Origin of the sequence: Nocardioides xinjiangensis, assembly GCF_017916385.1 — a bacterium.
Lineage (GTDB): Bacteria > Actinomycetota > Actinomycetes > Propionibacteriales > Nocardioidaceae > Nocardioides > Nocardioides xinjiangensis.
Genome location: NZ_JAFMSW010000001.1, coordinates 2,799,264 through 2,824,851 on the forward strand (window position 1 = coordinate 2,799,264; position 25,588 = coordinate 2,824,851).

The following is a 25,588-nucleotide window of genomic DNA, read 5'->3' on the forward strand; positions in this document are numbered from 1 at the left end:
GTGGACCGGCTCACCGCGCTCCAGGCCCGCCGCATCGCGCTGGCCGCCCAGGGCTTCACCGACCGGCCGCACGCGACCCCGTCCACCAGGACCTTCGACCGCACGCTCGCCCGCACGGGCGTGCTGCAGGTCGACTCCGTCAACGTGCTGCAGCGCGCCCACTACATGCCGCTGTACTCCCGGATGGGTCCCTACGACACCGACCTGCTGCGCCGCGCGGCCGAGCGCCGGCCGCGCCGGGTCGTGGAGTACTGGGCGCACGTGCAGGCGCTGATGCCGGTCGGCCTCTGGCCGCTCATGCGGCACCGGATGGACCAGTACCGCGCCGAGCGCGGCAAGTGGGGCTTCGTCGCCGACCCGACCCTGGAGCCGCGCGTGCTCGACGCGGTCCGCGACCGCGGCCCCGTCACCGCGCGCGACCTCGAGGACGAGTTCAGCACCGGACCCCGCACCCGGGAGCACTGGGGCTGGAACTGGTCCGAGGCCCGCAAGGTGCTCGACTACCTGTTCCTCGTCGGCGACGTCGCGGTCGCCGGGCGCACCAGCCAGTTCGAGGTGGTCTACGACCTGCCCGAGCGGGTGCTGCCGACGGCCGTGCTCGACGCGCCCACGCCCACGCCGCAGGACGCGGTGACCGAGCTCGTACGCCGCGCCGCCCGCTCGCACGGCGTGGCCAGCGCCCCGGACCTCGCCGACTACTACCGGCTCCGGCTCCAGCCCGCCCCCGGCCGGCCGAGCGCGAAGGTGGCGATCGACCAGCTCGTCGAGTCGGGCGAGCTCGTCCCGGTCGCCGTCGACGGGTGGAGGCGCCAGGCGTACCTCCACCGCGACGCCCGGCTGCCCCGGCGCGTGAGCGCCCGGACGCTGCTCAGCCCGTTCGACCCCCTGGTGTGGGAGCGGGCGCGGACCGAGGCGCTGTTCGGCTTCCACTACCGGATCGAGATCTACGTCCCGGCGCCGAAGCGGCGGCACGGCTACTACGTGCTCCCGTTCCTGCTCGGCGACCGGCTGGTGGCGCGGGTCGACCTCAAGGCGGACCGGGCCTCGCGGTCGCTGCTCGTCCCGGCCGCGTTCGCCGAGGCGGGCGCCCCTCCGGGGACCGCCGAGGAGCTCGCCGAGGAGCTCCGGCGGCTCGCCGGCTGGCTGGGCCTCGACGACGTGGTGGTCGGCGACCGCGGTGACCTCTCCGGAGGCCTCTCACACGCATTGGGATCCCCGTTGGCACGGTAGGTACAGTTACCACTCGTGCCTGCCATCATCGACAAGCTGCTCCGCATCGGCGAGGGCAAGATCCTCCGCGAGCTCGAAGCCGTCTGCAAGGCGGTCAACGCCATCGAGGACGACTTCGTCAAGATGAGCGACGACGAGCTCCGCGGGATGACCGCCGAGTTCCGCGAGCGGCTGAGCAACGGCGAGACGCTCGACGACATCATGCCCGAGGCGTTCGCCACGGTGCGCGAGGCCTCCAAGCGCGTGCTGGGCATGCGTCCGTTCGACGTGCAGGTGATGGGTGCGGCGGCGCTGCACCTGGGCAACATCGCCGAGATGAAGACCGGTGAGGGCAAGACCCTCGTGGCGGTGCTGCCGTCCTACCTCAACGCCCTGGAGGGCAAGGGCGTCCACGTCGTCACCGTCAACGACTACCTCGCCAAGTTCCAGTCCGAGCAGATGGGCCGCGTGCACCACTTCCTCGGCCTGACCGTCGGGGTCATCCTGCCCTCCATGCGCCCCGCCGAGCGCCGCGAGGCCTACGCCTGCGACATCACCTACGGCACCAACAACGAGCTCGGCTTCGACTACCTGCGCGACAACATGGCCGACTCGGTCGAGGACTGCGTGCAGCGCGGTCACAACTTCGCCATCGTCGACGAGGTCGACTCGATCCTCATCGACGAGGCGCGGACCCCGCTCATCATCAGCGGCCCGACCCAGGACGAGGTCAAGTGGTACGCCGAGTTCGCCCGGATCGCGCGCACGATGGTCCGCGACACCGACTACGAGGTCGACGAGAAGAAGCGCACCATCTCGGTGCTCGAGCCCGGCATCACCAAGGTCGAGGACCACCTCGGCATCGAGAACCTCTACGACTCGGTCAACACGCCGCTCATCTCGTTCCTCAACAACTCGATCAAGGCCAAGGAGCTGTTCCGCAACGACAAGGAGTACGTCGTCATGGACGGCGAGGTGCTCATCGTCGACGAGCACACCGGCCGCATCCTGGCCGGTCGCCGCTACAACGACGGCCTGCACCAGGCCATCGAGGCCAAGGAGGGCGTGACCGTCCGCGAGGAGTACCAGACCCTCGCCACGATCACCCTGCAGAACTACTTCCGCCTCTACACCAAGCTCTCCGGCATGACCGGCACGGCGATGACCGAGGCGTCGGAGTTCGACAAGATCTACAAGCTCGGCGTGGTCCCGATCCCGACGAACCGCCCGATGCAGCGCATCGACAACGTCGACCTGGTCTACCGGACCGAGGAGGCGAAGTACGCCGCCGTCGCCGACGACATCGCCGAGCGCCACGAGAAGGGACAGCCGATCCTCGTCGGCACCGTCTCGGTGGAGAAGTCGGAGTACCTCTCCAACCTGCTGAGGAAGCGCGGCATCCCGCACACCGTCCTCAACGCCAAGCAGCACGCCGACGAGGCGAAGGTCGTCGCGCTCGCCGGTCACAAGGGCGCGGTCACCGTCGCCACCAACATGGCTGGTCGCGGCACCGACATCATGCTCGGCGGCTCGGTCGACTTCCTCGCCGACCAGGAGCTGCGCAAGCAGGGCCTCGACCCGGTGGAGTCGCCGGAGGAGTACGACGCCGCGTGGCCGGCGATGGTCGAGCGGATCAAGGCCCAGGTCGCGGCCGAGCACGACGAGGTCAAGGAGCTCGGCGGCCTCTACGTGATCGGCACCGAGCGCCACGAGTCGCGACGCATCGACAACCAGCTGCGCGGTCGTTCCGGCCGTCAGGGCGACCCGGGTGAGTCCCGGTTCTACCTGTCGCTGCAGGACGAGATGATGCGCCTGTTCAAGTCCGAGTGGGTCGACCGGATCCTCACCGTGCTCAAGGTCCCCGACGACGTGCCGATCGACGCGAAGCGCGTCAGCAACGCCATCGCCGGCGCCCAGGCCAACATCGAGTCGCAGAACTTCGAGTCGCGCAAGAACGTCCTCAAGTACGACGACGTGATGAGCCGCCAGCGCGAGGTCATCTACGCCGAGCGCCGCCGCGTCCTCGAGGGCGCGGACCTCGGCGAGCAGATCCGCGGCTTCCTCGACGACGTCATCGCCGGCTACGTCCGCGGCGCGACCGAGGGCTACGCGGAGGACTGGGACCTCGACGGCCTGTTCACCGCGCTCAACCAGCTCTACCCGGTGGGGCTCACCAAGGAGGGCGTGGTCAAGGCGGCCGGCGGGGTCGAGGGGCTCAACCGCGAGACCCTCATCGAGGAGCTCCAGAAGGACGTCCAGGAGGCCTACGACCGCCGCGAGGACGAGATCGGCGAGGAGGTCCAGCGCGAGCTCGAGCGTCGCGTCGTCCTCTCCGTGCTCGACCGCAAGTGGCGTGAGCACCTCTACGAGATGGACTACCTCCGCGAGGGCATCTACCTCCGCGCGTACTCCCAGCGCGACCCGCTCGTGGAGTACCAGCGCGAGGGCTTCGACATGTTCACCGCGATGATGGACGGCATCAAGGAGGAGTCGGTCGGGTTCCTCTTCAACCTCCAGGTGGAGGTCGAGGACGACGCCCAGGACGCCGACGGCCTCGACGAGGGCGACGCACCCGTCCAGCCGGTCGCGCCGCAGGTCTCCGCGTCCACGCCGCAGATCGACTTCGCCCAGGCGGCGGCGCACGCACCCGGGGCCCAGACGGCCACGCAGCAGGCGCCGACCATCCGCGCCAAGGGCCTCGAGAAGCCGAGCCGGCCGCGCAACCTCGCCTACAGCGCCCCGTCGGAGGACGGCGAGGCCGAGGTCCACGCCGAGCCGGCCGCCGAGGACGACCCGTTCGCCGGGGTGGGCCGCAACGCGCTGTGCCCCTGCGGGTCCGGGCAGAAGTTCAAGCGCTGCCACGGGGCGCCGGGCGGCGCCTCCGGCCGCGCCACCGTGGGCGGCTGAGTAGCACCGCGGTCCGCGGGCTGCTCAGCCCCAGGCCAGAGCCACGCACTGCCAGCGGTCGCGCACGACCTCGAACCGTGCCGCGACCGCCCGGGAGCGGCGGCCGTACCTGACGTGCGCGCTCGCCTCGACCGCGTCGGACCGGACCAGGGCCGTGCGCACGCCCACGACCACCGGACGAGCCGGGTTCGGGCCGCGCAACCGGCCGGAGGCGGAGCCGGCGGCTGCACCGACGGTCCGCGCCCGCCGCGCGAGGTCGTCGTAGACCTCCGGCACCGTGTGGCGCAGCAGCTGGCTCACCGGGCGGTCCCCGGCGGCGATCTCGACGGCCGCCGCCAGGTAGCGGGCGACGACCGCGTCGACCTGCTCGCGAGCGGCCTCCGGGGCGGCGACCAGGTCGGTGGAACGGGCCAGCCGAGGTCGCGGGCGCGGGGGAGCGGTGCGCTGGGTGAGGTCGAGCGCGAGGGCTCCCTGGACGCTGGCCACGCCCGGGCCGGGTCCGGGATCCGACCGGAGGAGGATCACCTCGGCGTCGCTGCCCGACGGGGTGGCCATCATCGCTTCCCGTCCTCGTCGGTGTGGTCCCCGGTGTCGTCCCGGGTGGGCGGGTCCGGCTGCTCGTCCATGTGCATGTCCCTGTCGGTGTTCGTGTGGTTGCTGTCGGTGTCGGTGGGGGCGCCAACGGTGCGCCGCGTCCCCGGCAGGCGGAGCACCTGGCCGGGGTGGATCAGGTCGGGGTCGCGCCCCACCACCTCGCGGTTCGCTGCCCAGATCGCGCGCCAGCGGGTGTGGACGTCGCCGCTGCCGGGGTGGTCGCGCGCGATGGACCACAGCGAGTCGCCGGGGCGCACGACGTGGGTGCCGGGCGTGGCAGGGGCCTCGGGTGCGCCGGCGGGTCGGTCACGCTGCGGCTGCACCTGCGCGACGGCCCGGTCCGGGATGCCCAGCCCCACCAGGAGCTCGGCGCCCTCGCCGTCGACCGCGTGCGCCGGGACCGTCGTCGAGGCCGCCGCGGCCACGCCACAGGCCAGCAGCACCAGCCGCCGGGTGGCCCCCGTCGCCGTCGGCACGCCGCCGCCGAGCACGTCGAGCACGGTGGTCGTCGTGAGGAGCCACAGCCAGCCGAGCGCGACCGCCAGTGCGCTCGCGCACCCGGCGACCACGAGGTCGGTGAGCCGGTCGGAGGCCGGTGCCGAGCCGGCGCGCTCCCACGCCCGCGGTGCGGCTGCCGCGGCCGTGGCGGCGACGACGGTCGCCGCCAGCCACACGGCGAGCGGTCGCCAGAGCGGTGCGGGGTCCCGAGACACCTGCCGAACCTTTCGTTTGCGTCCGTTTGCTTCATTCAACGAAGGTTGGGGACGCGGGTCAAGGCGTCCTCCACAGCCGGGACGCGGCCTAGGCTCGGTGCCATGTCCTGGGAGCACGACCTGTTCGCCCTGTTCGACGACCTCGAGGGTCAGGCCGCCGCGGCGTGGGAGGCCGACCGCGCGGCCGAGCTGGCGGACCGCGCTCGTGCCGAGTACGGCACGGTCACGCTGGCGAGCCGGCTGATGGCCTCACGGGGTCGCGACGTCGCGCTCGACCTGCCGCACCTCGGTCGCCTGGAGGGCAGGCTGTCCCGCGTGGGGGAGGAGTGGTGCCTGCTCCGGGGCCGCGGGCAGGAGTGGGTCGTGCCGCTCGCGGCGGTGTCGGGCGTGCACGGGGCCAGCGAGCGGTCGGTGGCCGAGGTCGCGTGGTCGCCGGTCGACCGGCTGGGCCTGCGTGCGGCCCTGCGACGGCTCGCCGACGCGGAGGCCCGGTGCGTGCTGCACGTCGCCGGGGGCGCGCGCCACGAGACGTACGTCGAGCGCGTCGGCGCCGACTTCCTCCAGGCGCGGGACGTGTCCGGGAGCGAGGTGCTGGTGCCCTACACGGCCCTTGTCGCGGTGCAGAGCCGCGACGGCTGACCGCTCGGCTCAGGTGGCTTCCACGTCGTAGGGCGGGACCGCCCCCTCCGGCAGCGCCGACCGCTGGGTCGCCCGGGCCTGCTCCCGGTCGACCTCGGCCATCGCCTCGGTGATGTGCTTGCGCACGATCGCGCGGGGGTCGAGGTCGCGCAGCTGGAGGTCGGCGTACTCCGGACCGAGCTCGCTGCGCAGCTCGTCACGCGCGTTGTGGGCCATGTTGCGGGCGCGGTGGAGCAGCTGGGCCGCCTGACGGGCGAGGTCGGGCAGCCGGTCGGGCCCGAGGACCACGACGGCGACCAGGGCGATCACGGCCAGCTCGAGGAGCCCGACGTCGAACATGCCTCAGAACCTCCTGGTCCGGCGCCGGTCAGAACCTGCTGGACGGGGTCAGCCCGAGCTGCATGCCGGCGAGCCCACGGCCGCGGCCGGAGAGGGTCCGGGCGACGTTGGTCAGCTCGCGGGCCGCAGGTGCGCCGGGATCGGCCTCCACGATGGGCTTGCCGACGTCGCCGCCCTCCCTCAGCGAGATGTCGAGGGGGACCTGGGCGAGCAGCGGGACGTCGTAGCCGAAGCGCTCCGACAGGGTCTGCGCGACGCGGGCACCGCCGCCGCTGCCGAAGACCTCCAGCCGGTGGTCGTCCTCGGCGGGGCAGTGGGGGCACGGGAGGTAGCTCATGTTCTCGACGACGCCCACCACCCGCTGGTGCATCATCGAGGCCATCGTCCCGGCGCGCTCGGCCACCTCCGCCGCCGCCTCCTGGGGGGTGGTCACCACGACGACCTCGGCGCTGGGCAGGTGCTGGCCGAGCGAGATCGCCACGTCACCGGTGCCCGGCGGGAGGTCGAGCAGCAGTGCGTCGAGGTCGCCCCAGTAGACGTCGGCGAGCATCTGCACGAGTGCGCGGTCGAGCATCGGGCCACGCCAGGCGACGACCTGGTCGCGGCGCGGCTTGAGCATGCCGATCGAGATCACCGACACGCCGCTCGGGGTCGGGACCGGCATGATGAGGTCGTCGACCTGCGTGGGGCGGGTGTCGGCGACGCCGAGCATGGCGGGCACCGAGTGGCCGTAGATGTCGGCGTCCACGACGCCGACCCGGAGGCCCTGGGCCGCCATCGCGAGCGCGAGGTTGACGGTGACCGACGACTTGCCGACGCCGCCCTTGCCGCTGGCGATCGCGTACACCTTCGTCAGCGACCCGGGCTGCGCGAACGGGATCTCGCGCTGGGCGCGACCGTCGCTGAGGACCTCCTTGAGGCCGGCGCGCTGCTCGGGGGTCATCACGCCCAGGGTGAGGTCGACGGAGGCGACGCCCGGGACCGTGGTGACGGCCGCCGTGACGTCGCGGTTGATCGTGTCCTTGAGCGGGCACCCGGCCACCGTGAGCAGCACGTGCACGGCGACGGAGCCGTCGGCGGCCACCTCGACGGAGTCCACCATCCCCAGCTCCGTGATCGGGCGCTTGATCTCCGGGTCGTTGACGGTCGCCAGCGCGTCCATCACCTGCTGCTGCGTGGGGGTGCTCATGATGCCCCAGTCTACGAGCCGACCCGAGGGCTCACGGTTCGGGCTCGTCGTCCGCCTGCTGGCGCGAGAGGTCCTCGATGTCGCCGAGCAGCCCGCGCAGCTCGGAGCGGAGGAAGTCGCGGGTGGCGACCTCGCCCACGGCCATCCGCAGCGAGGCCACCTCGCGGGCCAGGAACTCCATGTCGGCGTGCGCCCGGGCGTTGGCCTGCCGGTCCTGCTCCGCGACGACCTTGTCCCGCTGCTCCTGCCGGTTCTGCGCGAGCAGGATCAGCGGCGCGGCGTACGACGCCTGCAGGCTGAGCATGAGCGTGAGGAAGATGAACGGGAACGGGTCGAAGCGCAGGTCGCGCGGGCTCAGCGTGTTCCAGAGGATCCAGGCGGCGACGAACATCGTCATCCAGAGCAGGAACTTCGCGGTGCCCATGTAGCGGGCGAACGACTCGGCGAACACGCCGAACGCGTCGGCGTCCACGCTGGGGCGCCGCACCAGGTGGCGGCGGGCGTCGCGCGGGGTGTCGAGGCGGGAACGGCGGTCCACCGTCATCGGACGCCCCCGCCGCGTGCCCGCGCGCCGGCGTCGCCGGCGATGGGACCGGGCCGGGGCGCGCGGTCGCGCCAGCCCTCGGGCAGCATGTGGTCGAGCAGGTCGTCCACCGTGACGGCGCCGAGCAGCCGGCCCTCGTCGTCGACCACCGGCGCGGCGACGAGGTTGTAGGTGGCGAGGTGCGCGGCCACCTCGTCCATCGAGGCGTCGGGGCGCAGCGGGTCCATCGACTCGTCGAGGGCCGCCGCCACCAGGGTCGACGGCGGCTCGCGCAGCAGCCGCTGGATGTGCGCGGCGCCGAGCAGCCTGCCGGTCGGCGTCTCGAGCGGCTGGCGGCAGACGTAGACCAGCGCCGCGAGCGCCGGCGTGAGCTCGGGGTTGCGCACCTGCGCCAGCGCGTCGGCGATGGTCGCGTCGGGGGAGAGGATGACCGGCTCCGGCGTCATCATCGCGCCGGCGGTGTTGTCCTCGTAGGACATCAGGCGGCGGACGTCCTCGGCCTCGTCGGGCTGCATCAGGCCGAGCAGGGTCGCGGCCGTCTCGGGATTGAGGTCGGCGATCAGGTCCGCGGCGTCGTCGGCCGACATCTCCTCGAGGACGTCGGCGGCGCGCTCGGAGTCCAGCTGCTCGAGGATCTCGACCTGGTCCTCCTCGGGCAGCTCCTCGAGGACGTCGGCGAGCCGCTCGTCGTCGAGGGCCGCCACCACCGCCGTCCGCCGCTCCCGGGGGAGGTCGTGGATCATGTTCGCCGCGTCGGCGGGGCGCATGTCGTTGAGCGCGGAGATGAGGTGGGTGGCCCCCTGCGTGGGCTCGGGCCGGGTCAGCCCGGTGACGTCGCGCCACTCCACGACGTACGTCTGCCCGCGCCGCCGGAACCCCTTGCTGGGCTCCTGCACGGCGACGCGCGAGAGCACCCAGTCGCGGTTGCGTGCCTGCTCCATCGCGACGTCGTAGACGACCCCGGTGACGCCGGACTCCCTGATGGTGACCGTGCGGTCGAGCATCTGCCCCATCACCAGGGTCTCGGTCGAGCGCTGCTCGAACCGCCGCATGTTGAGCAGCCCGGTGGTGTGCACCTGGCCGCTGTCGATGTTGGTGATGCGGGTCATCGGCACGAAGATCCGTCGCCGCCCGAACACCTCGGCCACCATGCCGAGGACCCGCGGCTGGCTGGTCTCGGTGCGGATGGCGACGACGAGGTCGCGCACCTTGGCCACCTGGTCGCCCTGCGGGTCGAAGATCGGCAGCCCGACGAGCCGGGCCACGAAGACGCGGGTCGGGGAGGTGCTCACGGCGGCAACGTTAGCGTGCCGGGACCGCGCCCGAAGCCGTCGTGCGGGCGAGGCCGTCGTGTACCCTGAGGCCGCACGAGTCACTTCCGTCACATCACACCCGTCACATCGACCGTGTCCTCGCAGCGCGTCCCACGCGCCGGGCGGCCACGGTCGGGCCACCTCGACGACGCCACTTCCCCGACGACTGTGAGGCCCCACGCATGTCCGGCACGACCACGTCCTCGCGCTCCACGCGTCCGCCACTCACCGGGCTGCGACGCCTGTGCGCCACCTCGCTCGCCCTCGCGACCGCGCTGCTGATCGCCCCGGCCACGCCCGACGCCCTGGCTCCGGCAGCCGGGGCGGCAGCCGCGGCGGCACCGGTGGGCGCACGGGTCGCCGACACCCCCCAGACGACGCCCGCCACGTCGTTCCGGGTGGCCAACTTCAACGTCCTCGGCGCCGACCACACCGCGCCGGGCGGCAACCGCAAGGGCTGGGACTCCGGCGTGGTGCGCATGGACCGCGTGGTGACCCTGGTGAAGGAGAACGCGCTCGACGTCGTCGGCTTCCAGGAGTTCCAGCCGCCGCAGGCCACGCGCTTCGCGGAGCTGATGGGGACCTCCTGGCAGACCTACCCCGGCCTGAACAACCCCGCCGGACCGTCGGTCAACTCGATCGGGTGGAGCACCGCGGTCTGGCGGCTGCTCGAGGCGCGCACCATCCCGATCCCCTACTTCGACGGCGTCCCCAGCCGGATGCCCGCGGTCCTGCTCCAGAACATCGAGACCGGGCGCCGCGTGTGGTTCTTCAACACGCACAACCCGGCCGACACCCGGGGGCCGGCCCAGCAGTGGCGCGACACGGGCTTCGCGATGGAGGTCGCCCTGGCCAACGAGCTGCGCGCCGCCTACCCCGACGCCCCGTTCATCTCGCTCGGTGACAAGAACGAGCGCGGCGAGTACTACTGCGCCGTGGCCCCCGGCGCCGACCTGTGGTCGGCGAGCGGCGGCTACGTCGACGGCACCACGTGCCGCCCGCCCGCCGGCGGGGCGATCGACTGGATCATGGGCACGAAGGACGTGTTCTTCAACGGGTACACCCGCCTCGACAACGCGTTCGTCCGCCGCACGAGCGACCACCCGCTCTACTTCGCCAACGCGGTGGTCCCGGCCTCGGCGCCCGTCGGCGTCGACCACGTCGTGGTCGTCGCCGTCCCCGGCCTGACGCCGACCGTCGTGCGTGGCAAGGTCGGCGACGCCGGCGAGATCGCCCGCCTGCGTGCCAACGGCGCCTCGACGACCAACGCCCGCACCGTCCGGGAGAGCACGCAGGCCGACGCGAACCTCATGTCGCTGCTCACCGGCCGCCGGGTGTTCGCCAAGGCCGGCGGCCACGGCGTCGGCTCCACCAAGCGACTGCCCGCCACGGTGCACGCCTCGGCCGGGCAGTACGTCTCGGGCGTCTTCGACCTCGCCCACAACCTCTCGAACCGCACGATGTTCGGCGCCAGCCGCCCCGAGACGCACCTGGTCCACCGCAGCTGGAACCGCAAGTCCGGCGGCGGTGACCCCTACGGCGTCGACGACGGGAAGGCCAAGCTCGACGCCGCCAAGGTGATGCGCGACGACGCCGCGCTCGTCGGGTGGTGGCGCGACAAGATCGCCAAGGCGCCGGCCGAGCTCAGCGTCCTCGAGCTCTCCGGGGTGCTGGACGCCGGTCTCGACGACGGCTTCACCGGTCCGGCGTACCAGAAGGCGGTCCGCAAGGCGTTCCGTCGCGTGGCAGCCGTGCGCCGCAGCATCGCCGCGTCGCCGGAGATGCAGGGCACCACCCTGCTGGTGGTCACCGGCACCGGCGGCGCCCAGAAGGCGCGAGGGTCCTCGCGCGACTGGGCCCAGAGCTACCGCGTCCCCATGTGGGTGACCGGTCCCGGCGTCCCCGCCGACAGCGACCTGTACGACCTCAACCCGTCGTTCGCCTCGCCGGGCAAGCAGCTGGTGGGCTACTCGGGCGTCCAGCCGATCCGCGTCGGTGACCTGACCAACCTCGTCACCCGCACGCTCGGGCTCCCCCCGGTGCCCGGCTCGTCGATGGACCCCGAGCAGCGCTTCCAGGTCTTCGACCCGCTCCTGGTGCCGGGCGCCTGACCGGAGGTTGGGACGCGGCCCGGAGGCCCGGCTAGGCTGGCCGCCTCCGAGCCGTCCGCCCGACCCGCCCGCGCGGCAGGCGGCTCGCCTCCCGGAGGTGGCCGTGATGCACAAGGATCCGACCGTGAGCGGCCCGCGCCGCTCGCGCGCGGAGGTGTGGGCACCCCTCCTGGTGCTGGCGGTCATCGCGGGCGTCGTGTGGGCGTCCTTCTGGTCCGGTCCCGCCGGCACGGGCTCCGCGGACGACCGCGTCGGTGCCTCCCAGGAGACCGGCGAGCTCACGGAGCCGGACGGGCCCACCGGGACGGAGGAGCCGGGGTCGGCGACGCCGGACGACGAGGCCACGTCCGGGGAGGGCGGCAGTGCCGAGCCGGACGTCACCGAGCCCGAGGAGCTCGAGGCGTCCGTACGTCGCTTCCGCGCCGCCCAGCGCCGGCTGGCGGCCCGGGTCGCCCAGCAGCTCGAGCGCCGCACCCAGCCGGCGGTGGAGTTCCAGGTCGCGACCTACAACGTGCTCGGCGACTCCCACACCGGTCCCGGCGGCAACAAGCCCGGGTTCCCCGACGCGGGTCCCCGCATGGACATGGCGATCGCCGCGCTGCGCGGCAACGGCATCGACGTGGTCGGCTTCCAGGAGTTCGAGGCCAGCCAGCACAACATGTTCGTCGCCCGGGCGGGGGAGTACTCGCTCTACCCGGGGCTGTCCCTCGGCGACAAGTCCGTCCGCTTCAACATCGCCTGGCGCTCCGACATGTTCCGGATGGTCGAGGCGCACACCCTCACCATCCCCTACGCCGGCGGCAGCCGGATCGCGATGCCGGTCGTGCTGCTGGAGTCCACGAGCACCGGTCGCCGGGCGTGGTTCGCGAACTTCCACAATCCCGCGGACACCCCCCGCCTCGGCAACAACGCCCGCTGGCGGGCCGAGGCCGCCGGCATCGAGATCGCCCACCTCACCGAGCTGCGCCGGTCGGGCGACTACCCGGTGATCGCCACGGGCGACTACAACGAGCGCGCAGAGATCTTCTGCCGCTTCACCGCCGGGGGCGTCTTCAGCGCCGCCAACGGCGGCAGCTCGGCAGGCGGTTGCTCGCCGCCCCCGAGCATGCAGGTGGACTGGATCTTCGGCTCCACCGGCGTCGCCTTCGCCGACTACGCCGTGACCGGCACCGGCAAGGCGTCCGACCACAGCCTGGTGCACGCCACCGCCACGCTGACCGCGTCGGAGTAGGCGCAGCGCCGGCGACGGCGCTCGATATACTCCGGGAGTGAGGTCACTGAGCCAGCTGCGGCGTCCCGGCGCGCTGGAGGTCCTCCGGATCGACGCGCAGGAGATCGTCGTCTCGCCGTCCCGCGAGCGGCTCGTCGACGTCGCCTTCGACGGCCGGCGCATCTGGTCGTTCTGGCTGCTGCGTGACGGCCAGGCGCGCGACGACGGGGTCCACCTGTCCTGGCCCAAGCCGCTGCGCCCCTTCCTCGACGGCGTCACCGAGGTCACGATGACCGACCCGGGCACCGGCACGGTGCTGTACTCCCGGACGGTCCGGCTCGGCGATCGTCGCGACCGGATCGAGGTGGTGAACGCGGCGGGCCGACCGCTCAGCCTCGACAAGTCGCTCAAGCTCGTCGAGACCTTCGACACGCGCGACGCCGCCCAGGTGGAGCCGCTGCTCGACGCGATCGACGAGGTCCTCGGCGCGCTGCGCAAGGCCGGGCTCGACGCGTTCCTGGCCTACGGGACCGCGCTGGGCGCGGTGCGTGACGGCGGGCTCATCGGCCACGACAGCGACGCCGACCTCGGCTACGTCAGCACCTACGACCACCCGGTCGACGTGATCCGCGAGTCCTTCCGCGTGCAGCGCGCGCTGACCGACATGGGCTACCGGGTCACGCGTTACTCCGCGATCGCGCTCAAGGTCCACGTGCTGGAGAGCGACGGGCTCGACCGCGGCCTCGACGTCTTCGGCGGCTTCATGCGCAACGGCGTGCTGTACCTGATGGGCGAGATCGCGGTGCCGTTCCGGCGCGAGTGGATCCACCCGCTCGGCACGGCCTCGCTGGAGGGCCGCGAGTTCCCCGTGCCGGCCGATGCCGACAAGTTCCTCACCGCCACCTACGGTCCCCACTGGCGCGTGCCCGACCCGGCCTACAAGTTCACCACGCCGGCCAGCACCATCGAGCTGTTCAACGGCTGGTTCCGCGGGATGCGCACGGGCCGGGCCGGCTGGCACGGCTACCACAAGCGCACGATCCACCAGGAGCCGACGGTGTCCGACGTCGCGCGCGAGGTGGCCGAGCGCCACCCCGACCTGGCGACGTACGTCGACATCGGCTGCGGCCGCGGGGCCGACGTCGGCTTCTTCGCCGACCGGGGCGTCGCCGCGGTCGGCCTCGACTTCCAGCCCTATGCCTACGAGGCCGAGGCGCAGCGCCGCGCGGACGACCCGCGCGTGACCTTCCAGCTGTTCAACCTGCTCGAGCTGCGCCACGTGCTCGCCGTCCCGGCCTGGCTCGCCCGGCTGCCCGGCCCCCGCGCCGTGGGCTGCGTCCACGTCGTCGAGCGGCTCGGCCGGCGCGGGCGGCTCAACATGCTGCGGGCCTCGCGCATGGTCCTCGCCGGCACCACCGGCACGCTGCACCTGCAGTTCCTCAGCGAGAAGGGCCGTGACGGCTACGCTCGCCGCACCGGCGCCCGCAAGGCCCTCGACCCGGCGGTCGTGCTGGCCGAGGTGGCCGAGTCCGGCGGCCGCGTCCTCGAGGACCGGCGCACGCGCGTCTCGGCCGACCCCGCGAGCTCGCAGGTGTGCCGCTTGATCATCGACTGGAACGGGTGAGGTGGGAGCAGACATGTTCGGACGCAGGAGGCACGGGCCGGCGAGCGGGGACCTGGAGAAGCGGGTCGCCGCCCTGGAGGAGGCCGTCCAGGAGAACCGCGCCCTCAACGTGCGCCTCGCCGAGCTCACCGACGTCGTGACCGAGCTGCTCCTGCCGGTCGCCGCGCGCGACGAGGAGAAGCTGGAGGAGCTGCTCGAGAAGTACCGCGGGGACTTCTCTTGAGCCCAGGCCCGGACAGCCGCGGCGGGCCCCGCCGGGTGTTCCTCCACATCGGCCTGCCGAAGACGGGGACGACGTACCTGCAGCAGGTGGTGTGGGGCAACCGCGACCGGCTCCGCGCCGCGGGCCTCGTCCTGCCCGGCTTCGGGCACCGCGAGCACCTCTGGGCGGCGCTCGACCTCCAGGAGCGCCCGCGGCTGGCCAGGCGCCACCCGGACGCGCCGGGGGCCTGGCAGCGGCTCGTCGACGAGGGCGCGGGGCAGTCGGCCGACGTCCTCATCACCCACGAGTTCCTGTGCGGGGCCAGCGCCGCGCAGGCCTCGCGTGCCGTCGCCAGCTTCCCCGGAGCCGAGGTGCACCTGGTGGTCACGGCCCGCGACGCGGCGAGCGTGGTCTCGGCCGGCTGGCAGGAGTCGGTGAAGAACGGCGGCACCGTCGACCTCGACTCGGTCCTGGCCGGCAAGGCCGCCGGCGGCCCGGAGTTCAGCATGCGCACGTGGGACCTCGCCGCCGTGCTGGAGCGCTGGACCCGCGACCTGCCCGCCGAGCGGGTGCACCTCCTCGTGATGCCCGGCGCCGGCGAGCCGCGGGACCTGCACTGGCGCCACTTCGCCGAGGTGCTCGGCGTCGACCCCGACGAGTTCGAGGCGCCGGCCGAGGCGGTCAACCCCGCGCTCGGGATCGTGCAGATCGAGACCCTCCGGCTGGTCAACAAGCACCTGCCGCCGTACTCCGCCCAGGAGCGCGGCGTGTGGATCCGCGGCTACCTCGCCGAGGACCTGCTGGCCCGGCAGCCGAGCGAGCGCGGCGGGCTGCCCGAGGCCTACCGCGACCGGTTCGACGCGATGGACCGAGCGGCCGCCCGCCTCGTGGCGGAGCGTGGGTTCCACGTGCTCGGCGACCTCGCCGCCCTCACCGGCCGCCGCGTCGCCGGCGCCGGCCGCCTGCCCGGCACCGTGACACCGGAGGAGCTCCTCGAATCGGCGGGGCGCCTCGTCGCTGATATCGTGGCCGACGTCCGCGCGAGCACCCACGACGTGGTGCCGCGGTCCCGGGGGAGTCTCTGACCCGGGTGCCGGAGGGCACCCCGAGGGAGTTTGTGTTGCGTTCCACGTTCATCGCCCTGTCCGCCGCCTGCGGCCTGCTGACCGCGCTGCTGGTCCCGGCCTCGGCCGCCGCCCCGCCCGCACCGGCGACCGTCGCGCGCGGCGTCGCCGCGTCGGCCCCGGCCGCCCCCACCACGCTGGCGCGCCCCGGCAAGCCCAACAAGCGGTGGAAGGTGCCCACGGGCCCGAAGTTCAACAACCCGATGATCCCCAAGGACCGCTTCGTCATCGAGCGCCACGTCCTCCGGGCGATCCGCAACACGCCCAAGGGCGAGAAGATCACCATCTCCGCGTACTCCCTCGACCGGCAGGTGTTCGCCGACGAGCTGATCCGCGCCAAGCGGCGCGGCGTCAAGGTGAAGGTGCTGCTCAACGACCACCTGGTGCCCAACGCCCAGGTCCGGATCCAGCGCGTCCTGGGCAACAAGACCAAGAAGTCCAGCTTCCTGCGCCGCTGCGTGTCGGGCTGCCGTGCCGACAAGAACGAGTACAACAACCTGCACAGCAAGTTCTACCTGTTCAGCCGCACCGGCCGGAACCGCAACGTCGTGATGCTCGGCTCCTACAACATGACGCTCAACGCGGTCCGCTGGCAGTGGAACGACCTCTGGACGACGGTCGGCAAGAAGACGCTCTACGACCAGTTCGTCTCCCTGTTCAACGACATGCGGCCCGACTGGGACAAGCGCCGTGCGTCCTACGCGTTCTGCGAGAACGGCCGGGACTGCCCCGCAGGTGACCAGCAGAAGTACTACAACATCGTCTTCCCGCGGCACACGACGCCCAAGAAGGACGTCGTGCTCGACATCCTCAACAACGTCCAGTGCGTCTACACCGACGCGGCGGGGGTGCAGAGGCGCACCCAGCTGGCGCTCTCGATGCACACCATGCGCGGCAACCGGGGCAACTACATCGCCGACAGGCTGCGCTCCCTCTACGCGCAGGGCTGCAACCTGCGGGTCAACTACGGGCTGATGGGCTTCTACACCAAGAAGCACATCGGAGCGCCGACGCCGAGGGGCCGCGTGCCGCTGCGCTCGACCGGCTTCAACCTCCGCGACGACGTCCCGACCGGTGACCCCGAGATCGACAACATGCCCGAGAACATCGAGCGCTACACGCACCACAAGTACTTCGTGCTGCGCGGCTCCTACAAGGGCAACGTCGACTCGCACATCGTGTGGACGGGCTCGACGAACTGGTCGAGCCTCGGCACGCCGCAGGACGAGATCCTGTTCAGCATCCACGGCCGCGGGGTCGTCCGCGACTACATGGCCAACTTCAACCTGATGTGGAAGAAGCCCTTCAGCCGCGACGCCTACACCACGACGTACTCGTCGTGGCGGATGGTCAACGGCCGCCGGGTGGGCGTCGGCCCCATGGTCACGGTCGAGCCCGACCGGCTCAGGGGTGCCGGACCCACCTGGGAGAACGACTGACCGGCGACTGACCGGCGTCAGCCCTCCTGCTCGCCGGCGTCCTCGGCCGGCAGGAGGGACTCGGCGAGGCCTCGCACGGTCTCGAGGTCGGGGCCCTGGAGCACCACGGTGCTCGTCTTGAGGTCGTAGGCGAGCACCGTCGCGCCGTCGTGGTCCCACGCCGACCACCGGCCCGTGCCCCAGTCGGAGAGGTCCACGTCGTCGCCCGGCGTGAGTCCGGGCCGGTCGGCGAGGACGTCGTCGCTCGAGCCGGGAAGCTGGTCGAGCACCACGTCGCCGGCCGGCGCGGTGAACTCCATCCGCCACCACTGCGGGTCGGCCCGGTAGCCGCCGCCGACCGTGGTCCAGCCCTCGGGCAGCACCGTGGGCACCATGGTGACCAGCTCGTCGTCGACGGCGCGCAGCGCGGCGCGCTTGTAGGGCTTCCGGACCGCCGGCTCCTCGCCGAAGTCGACCGGGTCCACCGGCGTCGAGGTCGGCGACTGGCTCGGCGAGGCGTCGCCGGAGGTCTCGGACGAGGCGTCGGCCGCCGTGTCGGAGGCGTTGCTCGGGTCGTCGCCGCACGCACCGGCGAGCAGGACGAGGGAGACGCCGAGGGCCGGTCCGATCGCACGGGTGGTTCGCATGCGCTCCAGTCTCTCACGCTGCGACGAGGGCGGGTCCGTGTGACGACTGTCTCTCCCGGCGACCCTGCCGACGGTGAACGCCCGTTAACTAGACTCCGAGCGATCCAGCCGCGAGAGCACAGGAGCCACCACATGCCCCGCCTCTGCCAGACCGACGGCCTCACCGAGGACCAGTCCGAGATCCTCAAGGCGGTGCGGCAGTTCGTGGACGAGCGGATCATCCCGGTCGCGCAGGAGCTCGAGCACGCCGACGAGTACCCGCAGGAGATCATCGACGGCCTCAAGGAGCTCGGCGTCTTCGGCCTGACCATCCCCGAGGAGTTCGGCGGGCTCGGCGAGTCGCTGCTGACGTACGCGCTGGTGGTCGAGGAGATCGCGCGCGGCTGGATGAGCGTGTCCGGCGTGATCAACACCCACTTCATCGTGGCCTACATGCTCGTCCGGCACGGCACGCAGGCGCAGAAGGAGAAGTACCTCCCGCGGATGGCGACCGGCGAGGTCCGCGGGGCGTTCTCGATGTCGGAGCCCGGCCTGGGCTCCGACGTCTCGGCGGTGTCCACCAAGGCCACCGTGTCGAAGGCGGACGACGACGGGACCGCCCTCGAGTACTCCATCACCGGGCAGAAGATGTGGCTCACCAACGGCGCCACCTCCACCCTCGTCGCGGTGCTCACCAAGACCGACGAGGGTGCCGACTCGGTCTACAAGAACATGACGACCTTCCTGGTGGAGAAGGAGGCCGGCTTCGGCGAGACCGCCCAGGGCGTCACGGTGCCGGGCAAGATCGAGAAGATGGGCTACAAGGGCGTCGAGACGACCGAGCTCATCCTCGAGGACCACCGGATCGCCGCGGACCAGGTCCTCGGCGGCGAGCCCGGCCGGGGCTTCGCGCAGATGATGGACGGCGTCGAGGTCGGCCGCGTCAACGTCGCCGCCCGCGCCTGCGGCCTGGCCTGGCGGGGCTTCGAGCTCGGCATCGCCTACGCCCAGCAGCGCAGGACCTTCGGCAAGCCCATCGCCCAGCACCAGGCCGTGCTGTTCCGCCTCGCGGAGATGGCGACCAAGGTCGAGGTCGCCCACACGATGATGGTGAAGGCCGCCCGCCTCAAGGACACCGGCCAGCGCATGGACGTCGAGGCCGGCATGGCGAAGATGGTCGCCAGCGAGTACGCCAACGAGGTCGTGGAGGACTCCTTCCGCATCCACGGCGGCTACGGCTACTCCAAGGAGTACGAGATCGAGCGCCTCATGCGCGAGGTGAAGTTCATGCTCATCGGCGAGGGCACCTCCGACATCCAGAAGATGATCATCGGCCGGAGCCTGCTCAGCGAGTACGAGCTGCGCTGAGCGCCGCCGGCCCGGCGCCTCGGGCCGATCAGTTCGCGGCCGCGACCTCCGCGGCGGCGTCCGCGGCCGCGAGCGCCTCGCTGGCCGCCTCCACCACGTCGGGGGACAGGACGTGCTCGATCGCGAGCGCCGACGCCCCCAGCACGGCGGCCTCGCGGCCCGCGCGCGAGGTGACGATGCGCAGGTGCTCCGTGGCGAGCGGCAGGGAGCGCTGGTAGACGGACTCCCGGATGCCGGCGAGCAGGTGCTCCCCGGCGCCGGCCACCTGGCCGCCGATCACGACGACCGACGGGTTGATGAGGTTGACCATCGTGGCGACGACCTCGCCGATGTCACGGCCGGCCTGCCGGACGACGGCCATCGCGACCTGGCTCCCGGAGCGCACCAGCTCCACCACGTCGCTGCCGGTCTCGGCGTCCTCGCCCTGGGCCCGCACGGCGGCGGCGAGCGCCGGCCCGGCCGCGACGGCCTCGAGGCAGCCGAAGTTGCCGCAGCGGCACGGCACGACGTCGGCACCGGGCACGCGAACGTGGCCGAGGTCGCCGGCCGTGCCCTGGGCGCCGCGCTGCAGGATGCCGCCGGTCACGATGCCGGCGCCGATGCCGGTGGCCACCTTGATGAGCACCAGGTCGTCGACGTCGCGCAGGTGCCGGCGCCGCTCGCCCAGCGCCATGATGTTGACGTCGTTGTCGACGAGCACCGGGACGGGGTAGCTGCCCTGGAGGTAGCCGGGCACGTCGAAGCGGTCCCACCCCGGCATGATCGGCGGGTTGATCGGCCGGCCGGTCGAGTACTCCACCGGGCCGGGAAGGCCGATGCCGATGGCGGCGAGGTCCTCGATCGGGCGGTCGTTGGCGGCGACGAGGTCGCGGACGGACTCCACGACCCAGTTGAGCACCGCCTCCGGGCCGTCGGCCACGGAGATGCGCGTCTCGACCTCGCCGAGGATCGAGCCGTTGAGGTCGGTCAGGGCGGCGCTGGCGTGGGTGGCGCCGACGTCGACGCCGACGACCACCTTGGCCGTCGGGTTGAGCGCGAACAGCGCCGGGGGCCGCCCGCCGGTGGACCTCGCACCGCCGAACGGCGCCACCAGGCCCAGGCGCATCAGGGTGTCGATCCGGGCCGTGATCGTCGACCGGGCCAGCCCTGTCGCCTCGGCCAGCTGGGCGCGGGTCCAGGGCCTTCCGTCACGGAGGAGATCGAAAAGCTCACCGGTGCGCACAGTTGGAGTCAAGCACATGCACGACTTTGCACGCTAGACCTGAGACTTTTGGCGGGTGCTCGACAAAAGCCGGTGACGCATGCCACAGTGTGCCTGTGAGCACTCCTGCCCTCGTCGCGACCGGGATGACCAAGAGCTTCTTCGGCAACACCGTTCTCTCCGGCCTCGACCTGACCCTCGAGCCGGGTCAGGTGCACGGTTTGGTCGGCGAGAACGGCGCCGGCAAGTCCACGCTGATGAAAATGCTCGCCGGCGTCTACACCCCCGACAGCGGGACGATCGTCGTCGGCGGCGAGCAGGTCTCCTTCAGCCACCCCGTCCAGGCGCAGCGCGCCGGCGTGTCGACCGTGTTCCAGGAGTTCAACCTCCTGCTCGAGCGCACCATCGCCGAGAACATCTGGCTGGGCCGCGAGCCGCGACGCTTCGGCAAGGCCGGTCCCGTCGACACCGCCCGGATGCGCCGCGACACCGAGGAGCTGCTCGACGGCCTCGGGGTGTCCGGGCTCAAGGCCGGCACCCTGGTCCGCAGCCTCTCCGTCGCCGAGCAGCAGATCGTCGAGATCGCCAAGGCCGTCAGCTTCGACGCCAAGGTGATCCAGATGGACGAGCCCACCGCGGCGCTCGCCGACCACGAGGTCGAGCTGCTCTACTCCATCATCCGCCGGCTCACCGACCGCGGCGTCGCGATCGTCTACGTCTCCCACCGGCTCAAGGAGATCTTCGACCTCTGCCAGACGATCACGATCCTCAAGGACGGCCAGCACGTCGCCACCCGCCCCGCGGGCGAGCTCAGCGAGGCGGAGCTCGTGCGGCTGATGGTCGGGCGACCGCTGACGACGTACTTCCCGGAGAAGCCGGCCGACGTGGTCGTCGGCGACGTGCGGCTCGCGCTGTCCGGTGTCGGCAACGGCTACGTCGACGACGTCTCCCTCGAGGTCCGCGCCGGTGAGATCGTCGGCATCGCCGGGCTCCAGGGCTCGGGTCGCACCGAGCTCCTCGAGACGGTGTTCGGCGTGCACCCCGTCGCGCGGGGGAGCATCACCCTCGACGGCGCCCCGCTCAAGGTCAGCAGCCCCCGCCAGGGCGTACGCGCCCGCCTCGCGTTCATCACCGAGGACCGCAAGGCCAAGGGCCTCGCCCTCAACCAGTCGATCCTCGACAACGCCCTGGGCGTGGTGCGCTCGGTCTTCCCGCGGCGCACGTCCGTCGCCCGCCGGGAGATGCCCGGCGTGCTGTCCGGGCTCGAGGTCTCGGCACACAGCCTCGGGCAGGAGGTGCAGTTCCTCTCCGGCGGCAACCAGCAGAAGGTCGTCCTGGCCCGCTGGTTGAGCATCGACCCGCTCGTCGTGCTGATGGACGAGCCCACCCGCGGCATCGACGTGGGCGCCAAGCACCGCGTCTACGAGCTGATGCGCGAGCTGACCCGCAAGGGCGTCGCCGTGCTGATGGTCTCCAGCGAGCTCCCCGAGGTCATCGGCATGTCCGACCGGATCCTCGTGATGAAGGACGGCACGCTCGCCGGCGAGCTGCCGGCGGGCGCGAGCGAGGAGGCCGTGCTGGCGATGGCCACCGGAGCGACGAACGAGGAGGAGGCGGCATGAGCGCCACCGCTGCCCGTACCCCGGGGACCCCCGAGTCCCCGCGCACCCCGAGCACCCCGGACGGTCCCGGGGCCACCGAGCCGAAGGAGTCCGCCCGCCGCCGCCGCGCGGCGCGGCCCAAGGGCGCCCGGCGCCTGGACTCCACCGCCCTGATCTACCTCGTGCTGGTGGGCGTCGTGGTGGTCTCGGTGGTGCTGACCGGCATCGAGGGCCGCAACTTCTTCAGCCAGGGCAACATCTGGGCGATCCTCACCGCGATGAGCGTGCTGGGCCTGATCGCGATCGGGCAGACGCTGGTCATCCTCGTCGGCAGCCTCGACCTGTCGGTGCCCTACGTCGTGAGCCTGTCGACCCTGATCGCCGCCGGCGGGATGAAGGGCCTGGACGCCAACGTGCCCGCCGCCGTCTTCAACACCCTGGTCGTCGCGGCGGTGATCGGCCTGGCGATGGGCGTGCTGGTGAGCGTGTTCGACGTCCACGGGTTCATCGCCAGCCTCGGCGTCGGACTGATCGTCAGCGGCTACCTCGCGACCAACTACCAGGGCAGCCACGGCGCCGCCGCCCCCGACCTGCGCCTCGTGGGCCGCAGCGGCATCGCCTCGATCATCCCCACGGCGTTCCTGCTCCTGCTCGTCGCCGCGGCACTGGTCACCCTCGTGCTGCGCTACACGCGGCTGGGCCACCACCTCTACGCCATCGGCGGCAACCGCGACGTAGCCCGCATGTCCGGCGTGCGCACCGCGCTGCCGGTGATCTCGGCACACGTCATGTGCTCGGTGCTGGTCGCGATCGCCGGTCTGCTCCTGCTCTCGCGCACCGGCGTCGGCTCGCCGACGATCGGCTCGCAGGGCCGCTACGACCTGCTGTCCATCGCGGCCGTGGTCCTCGGCGGCACCCTGCTCGCGGGCGGCAAGGGCAGCGTGATCGGCACGATGGGCGGTGTCGCGATCTTCGCGGTGCTCGACAACGTCATGGGCGTCATGCAGGTCAACCCGTTCCTCAAGGACTTCGTCCGGGGCCTGGTCATCGTGCTCGCGGTCGCGGTCTACGCCCGCCGCAGCGTGGTCCGCCGCCCACCCCGTTTCGGCGGCACCCGACCCGTCCTGCCCGGCGCGATCGCCGGCGCGACCCAGAAGGGAGAGGGCGCATGAGCACCGCGACCTCCAGCCCCACGACCCGCCCCCTCCCGCTGACGGAGGGCTCCTTCCTCCAGCGCGTGGTCCGCGGCGCCGTGACCCCCGGCGGGGCGGTGTTCATCCTCCTGGCGGTCCTCTTCGTCGCGGTCGTGGCGGTGAACCCCAGCTTCGGCGAGCCGCCGCAGCTCATCCGCTTCATCGGCCGCACCGCGCCGATCGTCATCGCCGCCATGGGGCAGTACTACGTCATCGTCTCCGGCGAGTTCGACCTGTCGATGGGCGCGGTCATCGCCACGCAGGTGGTCATCGCGGGCAACTACATCGGCGAGGACGAGAGCCGCGTGCTCCCCGCCATCGGTCTGATGCTCCTCATCGGCGTGGTCGTGGGCCTGGTCAACGGCCTGGGCACGACGTTGCTCAAGGTGCCCAGCTTCATCGTCACCCTCGGCACGATGCTCGCGCTCGGCGGACTGGTGCGCTTCCTCACGGGCGGCGCGGCGACCGGCAATCCCGTCGACACCTTCCGCGAGATCGGCCGCGGCGGCATCCAGGACGTCCCGGTCCTCGAGGTGCTGCCGTACTCGGTGATCATCCTGGTGGCCGTCGCCGCCGGCTCGGTGTGGCTGATGCGCTCGCCGTTCGGCCGCACCCTGATCGCCGCGGGCGACAACCCCGACGCCGCCACCCTGGCCGGGGCGCACGTGTGGTGGATCAAGACGCGGGCGTTCATCCTGTCCTCGCTGTCCGCCACGGTCGCCGGCATCCTGCTGGTGGGCTACGCCGGTGTCCACCCGTCGGTCGGCGCGGGCTACGAGTTCCAGGCGATCACCGCCGTCGTCCTCGGCGGCGTCGTCCTCGGCGGAGGCCGCGGCTGGGTGCTGTCCGCCGCGGCGGGTGCCCTCGCCCTCGAGCTGCTCTTCTCGTTCCTGAACTTCCAGGAGGTCGAGTCCACCTGGAGGAACTCCGTCCAGGGACTCATCATCATCCTCGCCGTCGCCGTCGCGGCCCGCGCCTGGTCGCTCGGTCGGCGTCCGTCTTCTCGGCCAGCTCCACCTGCACCACCATCCACCCCTGCCCGACCGGGCACTGAAACAGGAGATAATTGATGCGCCACAAGATCCACCGCGCGCCGATGGCCGTGGCCTCGGCCCTGCTGCTCGGGGTGTTCGCCACCTCCTGCAGCACCGAGGACCCGACGGACTCCACGACGGGGACCGACGAGAGCTCGGAGACCTCGGAGTCCCCGGACGCCTCGGAGAGCCCGGCCGAGGAGCAGGAATGGTTCGACCAGGAGCTGTACGACACCCAGTTCGAGCAGCGCTCGGCCACCTTCGAGGGCGACCCCGAGGAGCCGTACCTGCAGTACATCGACGGTGAGATGACCGACACCGCGGAGTACAAGGCCAACGGTCCGATGAAGGCGTGCTTCGCCAACGCCTCGATCTCGAACCCGTGGCGCCAGACCGGCTGGATCACCATGAACCAGCAGCTCAAGGACCTGCAGGACCAGGGCGTCATCTCCGAGATGGAGACCCGCGACGCCGGTGACGACGACAACACCCAGATCGCCGACATCGACTACTTCATCTCCGAGGGCAACTGCGACGCCTTCATCATCTCGCCGAACTCCACGGCCGCCATGACCGACGCGGTCGAGCGCGCCTGCGAGACCGGCAAGCCCGTCGTGGTCTTCGACCGCGGCGTGCAGACCGACTGCGCCACCACCTTCATCCACCCGATCGGTGGCTTCGCGTGGGGCATCGACACCGCCGAGTTCCTCATCGACAACCTGGAGGAGGGTGACAAGGTCGTCGCGCTGCGCATCCTGCCCGGCGTCGACGTGCTCGAGCAGCGCTGGGCCGCGGCCGAGAAGCTCTTCGAGGAGAACGGCATCGAGGCGGTCGACTACTTCACCGGCGCCGACCCGACCGAAATCAAGAAGATCATCACCGACGAGCTCGGCAAGGGCGAGGTCCAGGGCGTGTGGATGGATGCCGGTGACGGCGCCGTCGCCGCGATCGAGGCCTTCGAGGACTTCGGTGCGGACTACCCGGTCATGACCGGTGAGGACGAGATGAGCTTCCTGCGCAAGTGGGAGGAGACCGGCCTGACCGGCCTCGCGCCCGTCTACTCGAACTTCCAGTGGCGCACCCCGCTCCTCGCGCTGCAGAAGATCTTCGCCGGCGAGGAGGTCCCGAAGGAGTGGGTCCTGCCGCAGACGCCGATCACCGAGGACGAGCGTGCCGACTACCTCGAGGCCAACGACGGCATGCCCGACGGCCACTACGCCAAGTTCGGTGGCGAGAACCTCCCCGGCTACCCCGAGGTGTGGCAGGAGCGTCAGATCCCCTGACGGGTCTGATCACCAGTAGCACCAGCTCCACCAGCAGCACCTGAGACGCGTCGGTGGGCCGGGTCCCGAGACCCGGCCCACCGGCAGCACCTGCATCCCCACCCCGTCAGCTCCACCACCTCGACCCGTCACCGGAAGGACGGCCC

General features: G+C 71.9%; 22 protein-coding genes. 14 read left to right on the forward strand and 8 right to left on the reverse strand.

The annotated features are described in order from the left end of the window. Both J3P32_RS13190 and secA read left to right on the forward strand, forming a co-directional pair. Nucleotides 1–1,230 carry a winged helix-turn-helix domain-containing protein gene (locus J3P32_RS13190; protein ID WP_210440257.1) on the forward strand — a complete coding sequence of 410 codons (1,230 nt, stop codon included), beginning with the start codon at nt 1–3 and terminating at the stop codon, nt 1,228–1,230. 15 nt (nt 1,231–1,245) lie between these two features. After that, the gene (gene secA / locus J3P32_RS13195) at nt 1,246–4,116 is read left to right on the forward strand and encodes a preprotein translocase subunit SecA (protein WP_210440258.1); all 2,871 of its coding nucleotides are present in this window, start codon (nt 1,246–1,248) and stop codon (nt 4,114–4,116) included. Between the two features lie 24 nt (nt 4,117–4,140). Here secA and J3P32_RS13200 read toward each other — a convergent pair whose 3' ends face one another. Next, on the reverse strand, nt 4,141–4,674 hold the full coding sequence (locus J3P32_RS13200) for an Rv3235 family protein (RefSeq protein ID WP_210440259.1): 534 nt from the start codon (nt 4,672–4,674) through the stop codon (nt 4,141–4,143). Beyond that, the gene (locus J3P32_RS13205) at nt 4,671–5,423 is read right to left on the reverse strand and encodes a LysM peptidoglycan-binding domain-containing protein (RefSeq protein WP_210440260.1); all 753 of its coding nucleotides are present in this window, start codon (nt 5,421–5,423) and stop codon (nt 4,671–4,673) included. The genes J3P32_RS13200 and J3P32_RS13205 overlap by 4 nt, the downstream gene beginning before the upstream one ends. 102 nt (nt 5,424–5,525) lie before the next feature. On the opposite strand from J3P32_RS13205, the gene J3P32_RS13210 reads away from it, so the two are divergent. After that, nucleotides 5,526–6,062, forward strand: coding sequence for a hypothetical protein (locus tag J3P32_RS13210; RefSeq protein WP_210440261.1), 537 nt, complete (start codon nt 5,526–5,528; stop codon nt 6,060–6,062). 9 nt (nt 6,063–6,071) lie between these two features. Here J3P32_RS13210 and J3P32_RS13215 read toward each other — a convergent pair whose 3' ends face one another. Genes J3P32_RS13215 through J3P32_RS13230 form a run of 4 tightly spaced genes read right to left on the reverse strand, consistent with a single transcriptional unit; the run spans nt 6,072 to nt 9,426 of the window. Then, nucleotides 6,072–6,401 carry a sec-independent translocase gene (locus tag J3P32_RS13215; RefSeq protein ID WP_210440262.1) on the reverse strand — a complete coding sequence of 110 codons (330 nt, stop codon included), beginning with the start codon at nt 6,399–6,401 and terminating at the stop codon, nt 6,072–6,074. Between the two features lie 28 nt (nt 6,402–6,429). Further along, nucleotides 6,430–7,590, reverse strand: a complete 1,161-nt coding sequence (locus tag J3P32_RS13220) for an Mrp/NBP35 family ATP-binding protein (RefSeq protein WP_210440263.1) — start codon at nt 7,588–7,590, stop codon at nt 6,430–6,432. Nucleotides 7,591–7,621: 31 nt separating this feature from the next. Continuing rightward, nucleotides 7,622–8,134 (reverse strand): DUF1003 domain-containing protein, encoded by a 513-nt coding sequence (locus tag J3P32_RS13225; RefSeq protein ID WP_210440264.1) that lies wholly within the window; start codon nt 8,132–8,134, stop codon nt 7,622–7,624. Beyond that, nucleotides 8,131–9,426: a magnesium transporter MgtE N-terminal domain-containing protein gene (locus J3P32_RS13230; protein WP_210440265.1), complete on the reverse strand. Its 1,296-nt coding sequence runs from the start codon at nt 9,424–9,426 to the stop codon at nt 8,131–8,133. Before J3P32_RS13230 ends, J3P32_RS13225 begins: the two co-directional genes overlap by 4 nt. Before the next feature lie 203 nt (nt 9,427–9,629). Between J3P32_RS13230 and J3P32_RS13235 the strand changes: the two genes are divergently transcribed. From J3P32_RS13235 to J3P32_RS13260, 6 genes are all read left to right on the forward strand, one after another. Then, complete coding sequence (locus J3P32_RS13235; protein ID WP_210440266.1) at nt 9,630–11,558, forward strand: endonuclease/exonuclease/phosphatase family protein; 1,929 nt, start codon at nt 9,630–9,632, stop codon at nt 11,556–11,558. A 124-nt stretch (nt 11,559–11,682) separates the two neighbouring features. Further along, on the forward strand, nt 11,683–12,789 hold the full coding sequence (locus J3P32_RS13240; protein WP_210440267.1) for an endonuclease/exonuclease/phosphatase family protein: 1,107 nt from the start codon (nt 11,683–11,685) through the stop codon (nt 12,787–12,789). Nucleotides 12,790–12,826: 37 nt separating this feature from the next. Next, nucleotides 12,827–14,392: a class I SAM-dependent methyltransferase gene (locus tag J3P32_RS13245; RefSeq protein ID WP_210440268.1), complete on the forward strand. Its 1,566-nt coding sequence runs from the start codon at nt 12,827–12,829 to the stop codon at nt 14,390–14,392. A gap of 13 nt (nt 14,393–14,405) precedes the next feature. Beyond that, entirely contained in the window at nt 14,406–14,615 is a 210-nt protein-coding gene (locus J3P32_RS13250) for a DUF6752 domain-containing protein (RefSeq protein ID WP_210440269.1), read from the forward strand. Then, nucleotides 14,612–15,679: a hypothetical protein gene (locus J3P32_RS13255; protein WP_210440270.1), complete on the forward strand. Its 1,068-nt coding sequence runs from the start codon at nt 14,612–14,614 to the stop codon at nt 15,677–15,679. The genes J3P32_RS13250 and J3P32_RS13255 overlap by 4 nt, the downstream gene beginning before the upstream one ends. Before the next feature lie 32 nt (nt 15,680–15,711). Beyond that, nucleotides 15,712–17,157 carry a phospholipase D-like domain-containing protein gene (locus J3P32_RS13260; protein ID WP_210440271.1) on the forward strand — a complete coding sequence of 482 codons (1,446 nt, stop codon included), beginning with the start codon at nt 15,712–15,714 and terminating at the stop codon, nt 17,155–17,157. A gap of 17 nt (nt 17,158–17,174) precedes the next feature. Here J3P32_RS13260 and J3P32_RS13265 read toward each other — a convergent pair whose 3' ends face one another. Next, nucleotides 17,175–17,783 (reverse strand): hypothetical protein, encoded by a 609-nt coding sequence (locus J3P32_RS13265; protein ID WP_210440272.1) that lies wholly within the window; start codon nt 17,781–17,783, stop codon nt 17,175–17,177. Nucleotides 17,784–17,915: 132 nt separating this feature from the next. Here J3P32_RS13265 and J3P32_RS13270 point away from each other — a divergent pair, with 132 nt between their 5' ends. Then, on the forward strand, nt 17,916–19,130 hold the full coding sequence (locus tag J3P32_RS13270) for an acyl-CoA dehydrogenase family protein (RefSeq protein ID WP_210440273.1): 1,215 nt from the start codon (nt 17,916–17,918) through the stop codon (nt 19,128–19,130). Between the two features lie 28 nt (nt 19,131–19,158). Here J3P32_RS13270 and J3P32_RS13275 read toward each other — a convergent pair whose 3' ends face one another. Further along, entirely contained in the window at nt 19,159–20,352 is a 1,194-nt protein-coding gene (locus tag J3P32_RS13275; RefSeq protein ID WP_307861690.1) for an ROK family transcriptional regulator, read from the reverse strand. A 95-nt stretch (nt 20,353–20,447) separates the two neighbouring features. On the opposite strand from J3P32_RS13275, the gene J3P32_RS13280 reads away from it, so the two are divergent. The 4 genes from J3P32_RS13280 to J3P32_RS13295 are packed head-to-tail and all read left to right on the forward strand — an operon-like array spanning nt 20,448 to nt 25,442. Beyond that, on the forward strand, nt 20,448–21,953 hold the full coding sequence (locus J3P32_RS13280) for a sugar ABC transporter ATP-binding protein (RefSeq protein ID WP_210440275.1): 1,506 nt from the start codon (nt 20,448–20,450) through the stop codon (nt 21,951–21,953). Next, nucleotides 21,950–23,104, forward strand: a complete 1,155-nt coding sequence (locus tag J3P32_RS13285) for an ABC transporter permease (RefSeq protein WP_210440276.1) — start codon at nt 21,950–21,952, stop codon at nt 23,102–23,104. The genes J3P32_RS13280 and J3P32_RS13285 overlap by 4 nt, the downstream gene beginning before the upstream one ends. After that, complete coding sequence (locus J3P32_RS13290) at nt 23,101–24,195, forward strand: ABC transporter permease (RefSeq protein WP_210440277.1); 1,095 nt, start codon at nt 23,101–23,103, stop codon at nt 24,193–24,195. The genes J3P32_RS13285 and J3P32_RS13290 overlap by 4 nt, the downstream gene beginning before the upstream one ends. Beyond that, nucleotides 24,195–25,442, forward strand: coding sequence for a substrate-binding domain-containing protein (locus J3P32_RS13295; RefSeq protein WP_210440278.1), 1,248 nt, complete (start codon nt 24,195–24,197; stop codon nt 25,440–25,442). The genes J3P32_RS13290 and J3P32_RS13295 overlap by 1 nt, the downstream gene beginning before the upstream one ends. The last annotated feature ends 146 nt before the right edge of the window (nt 25,443–25,588 follow it).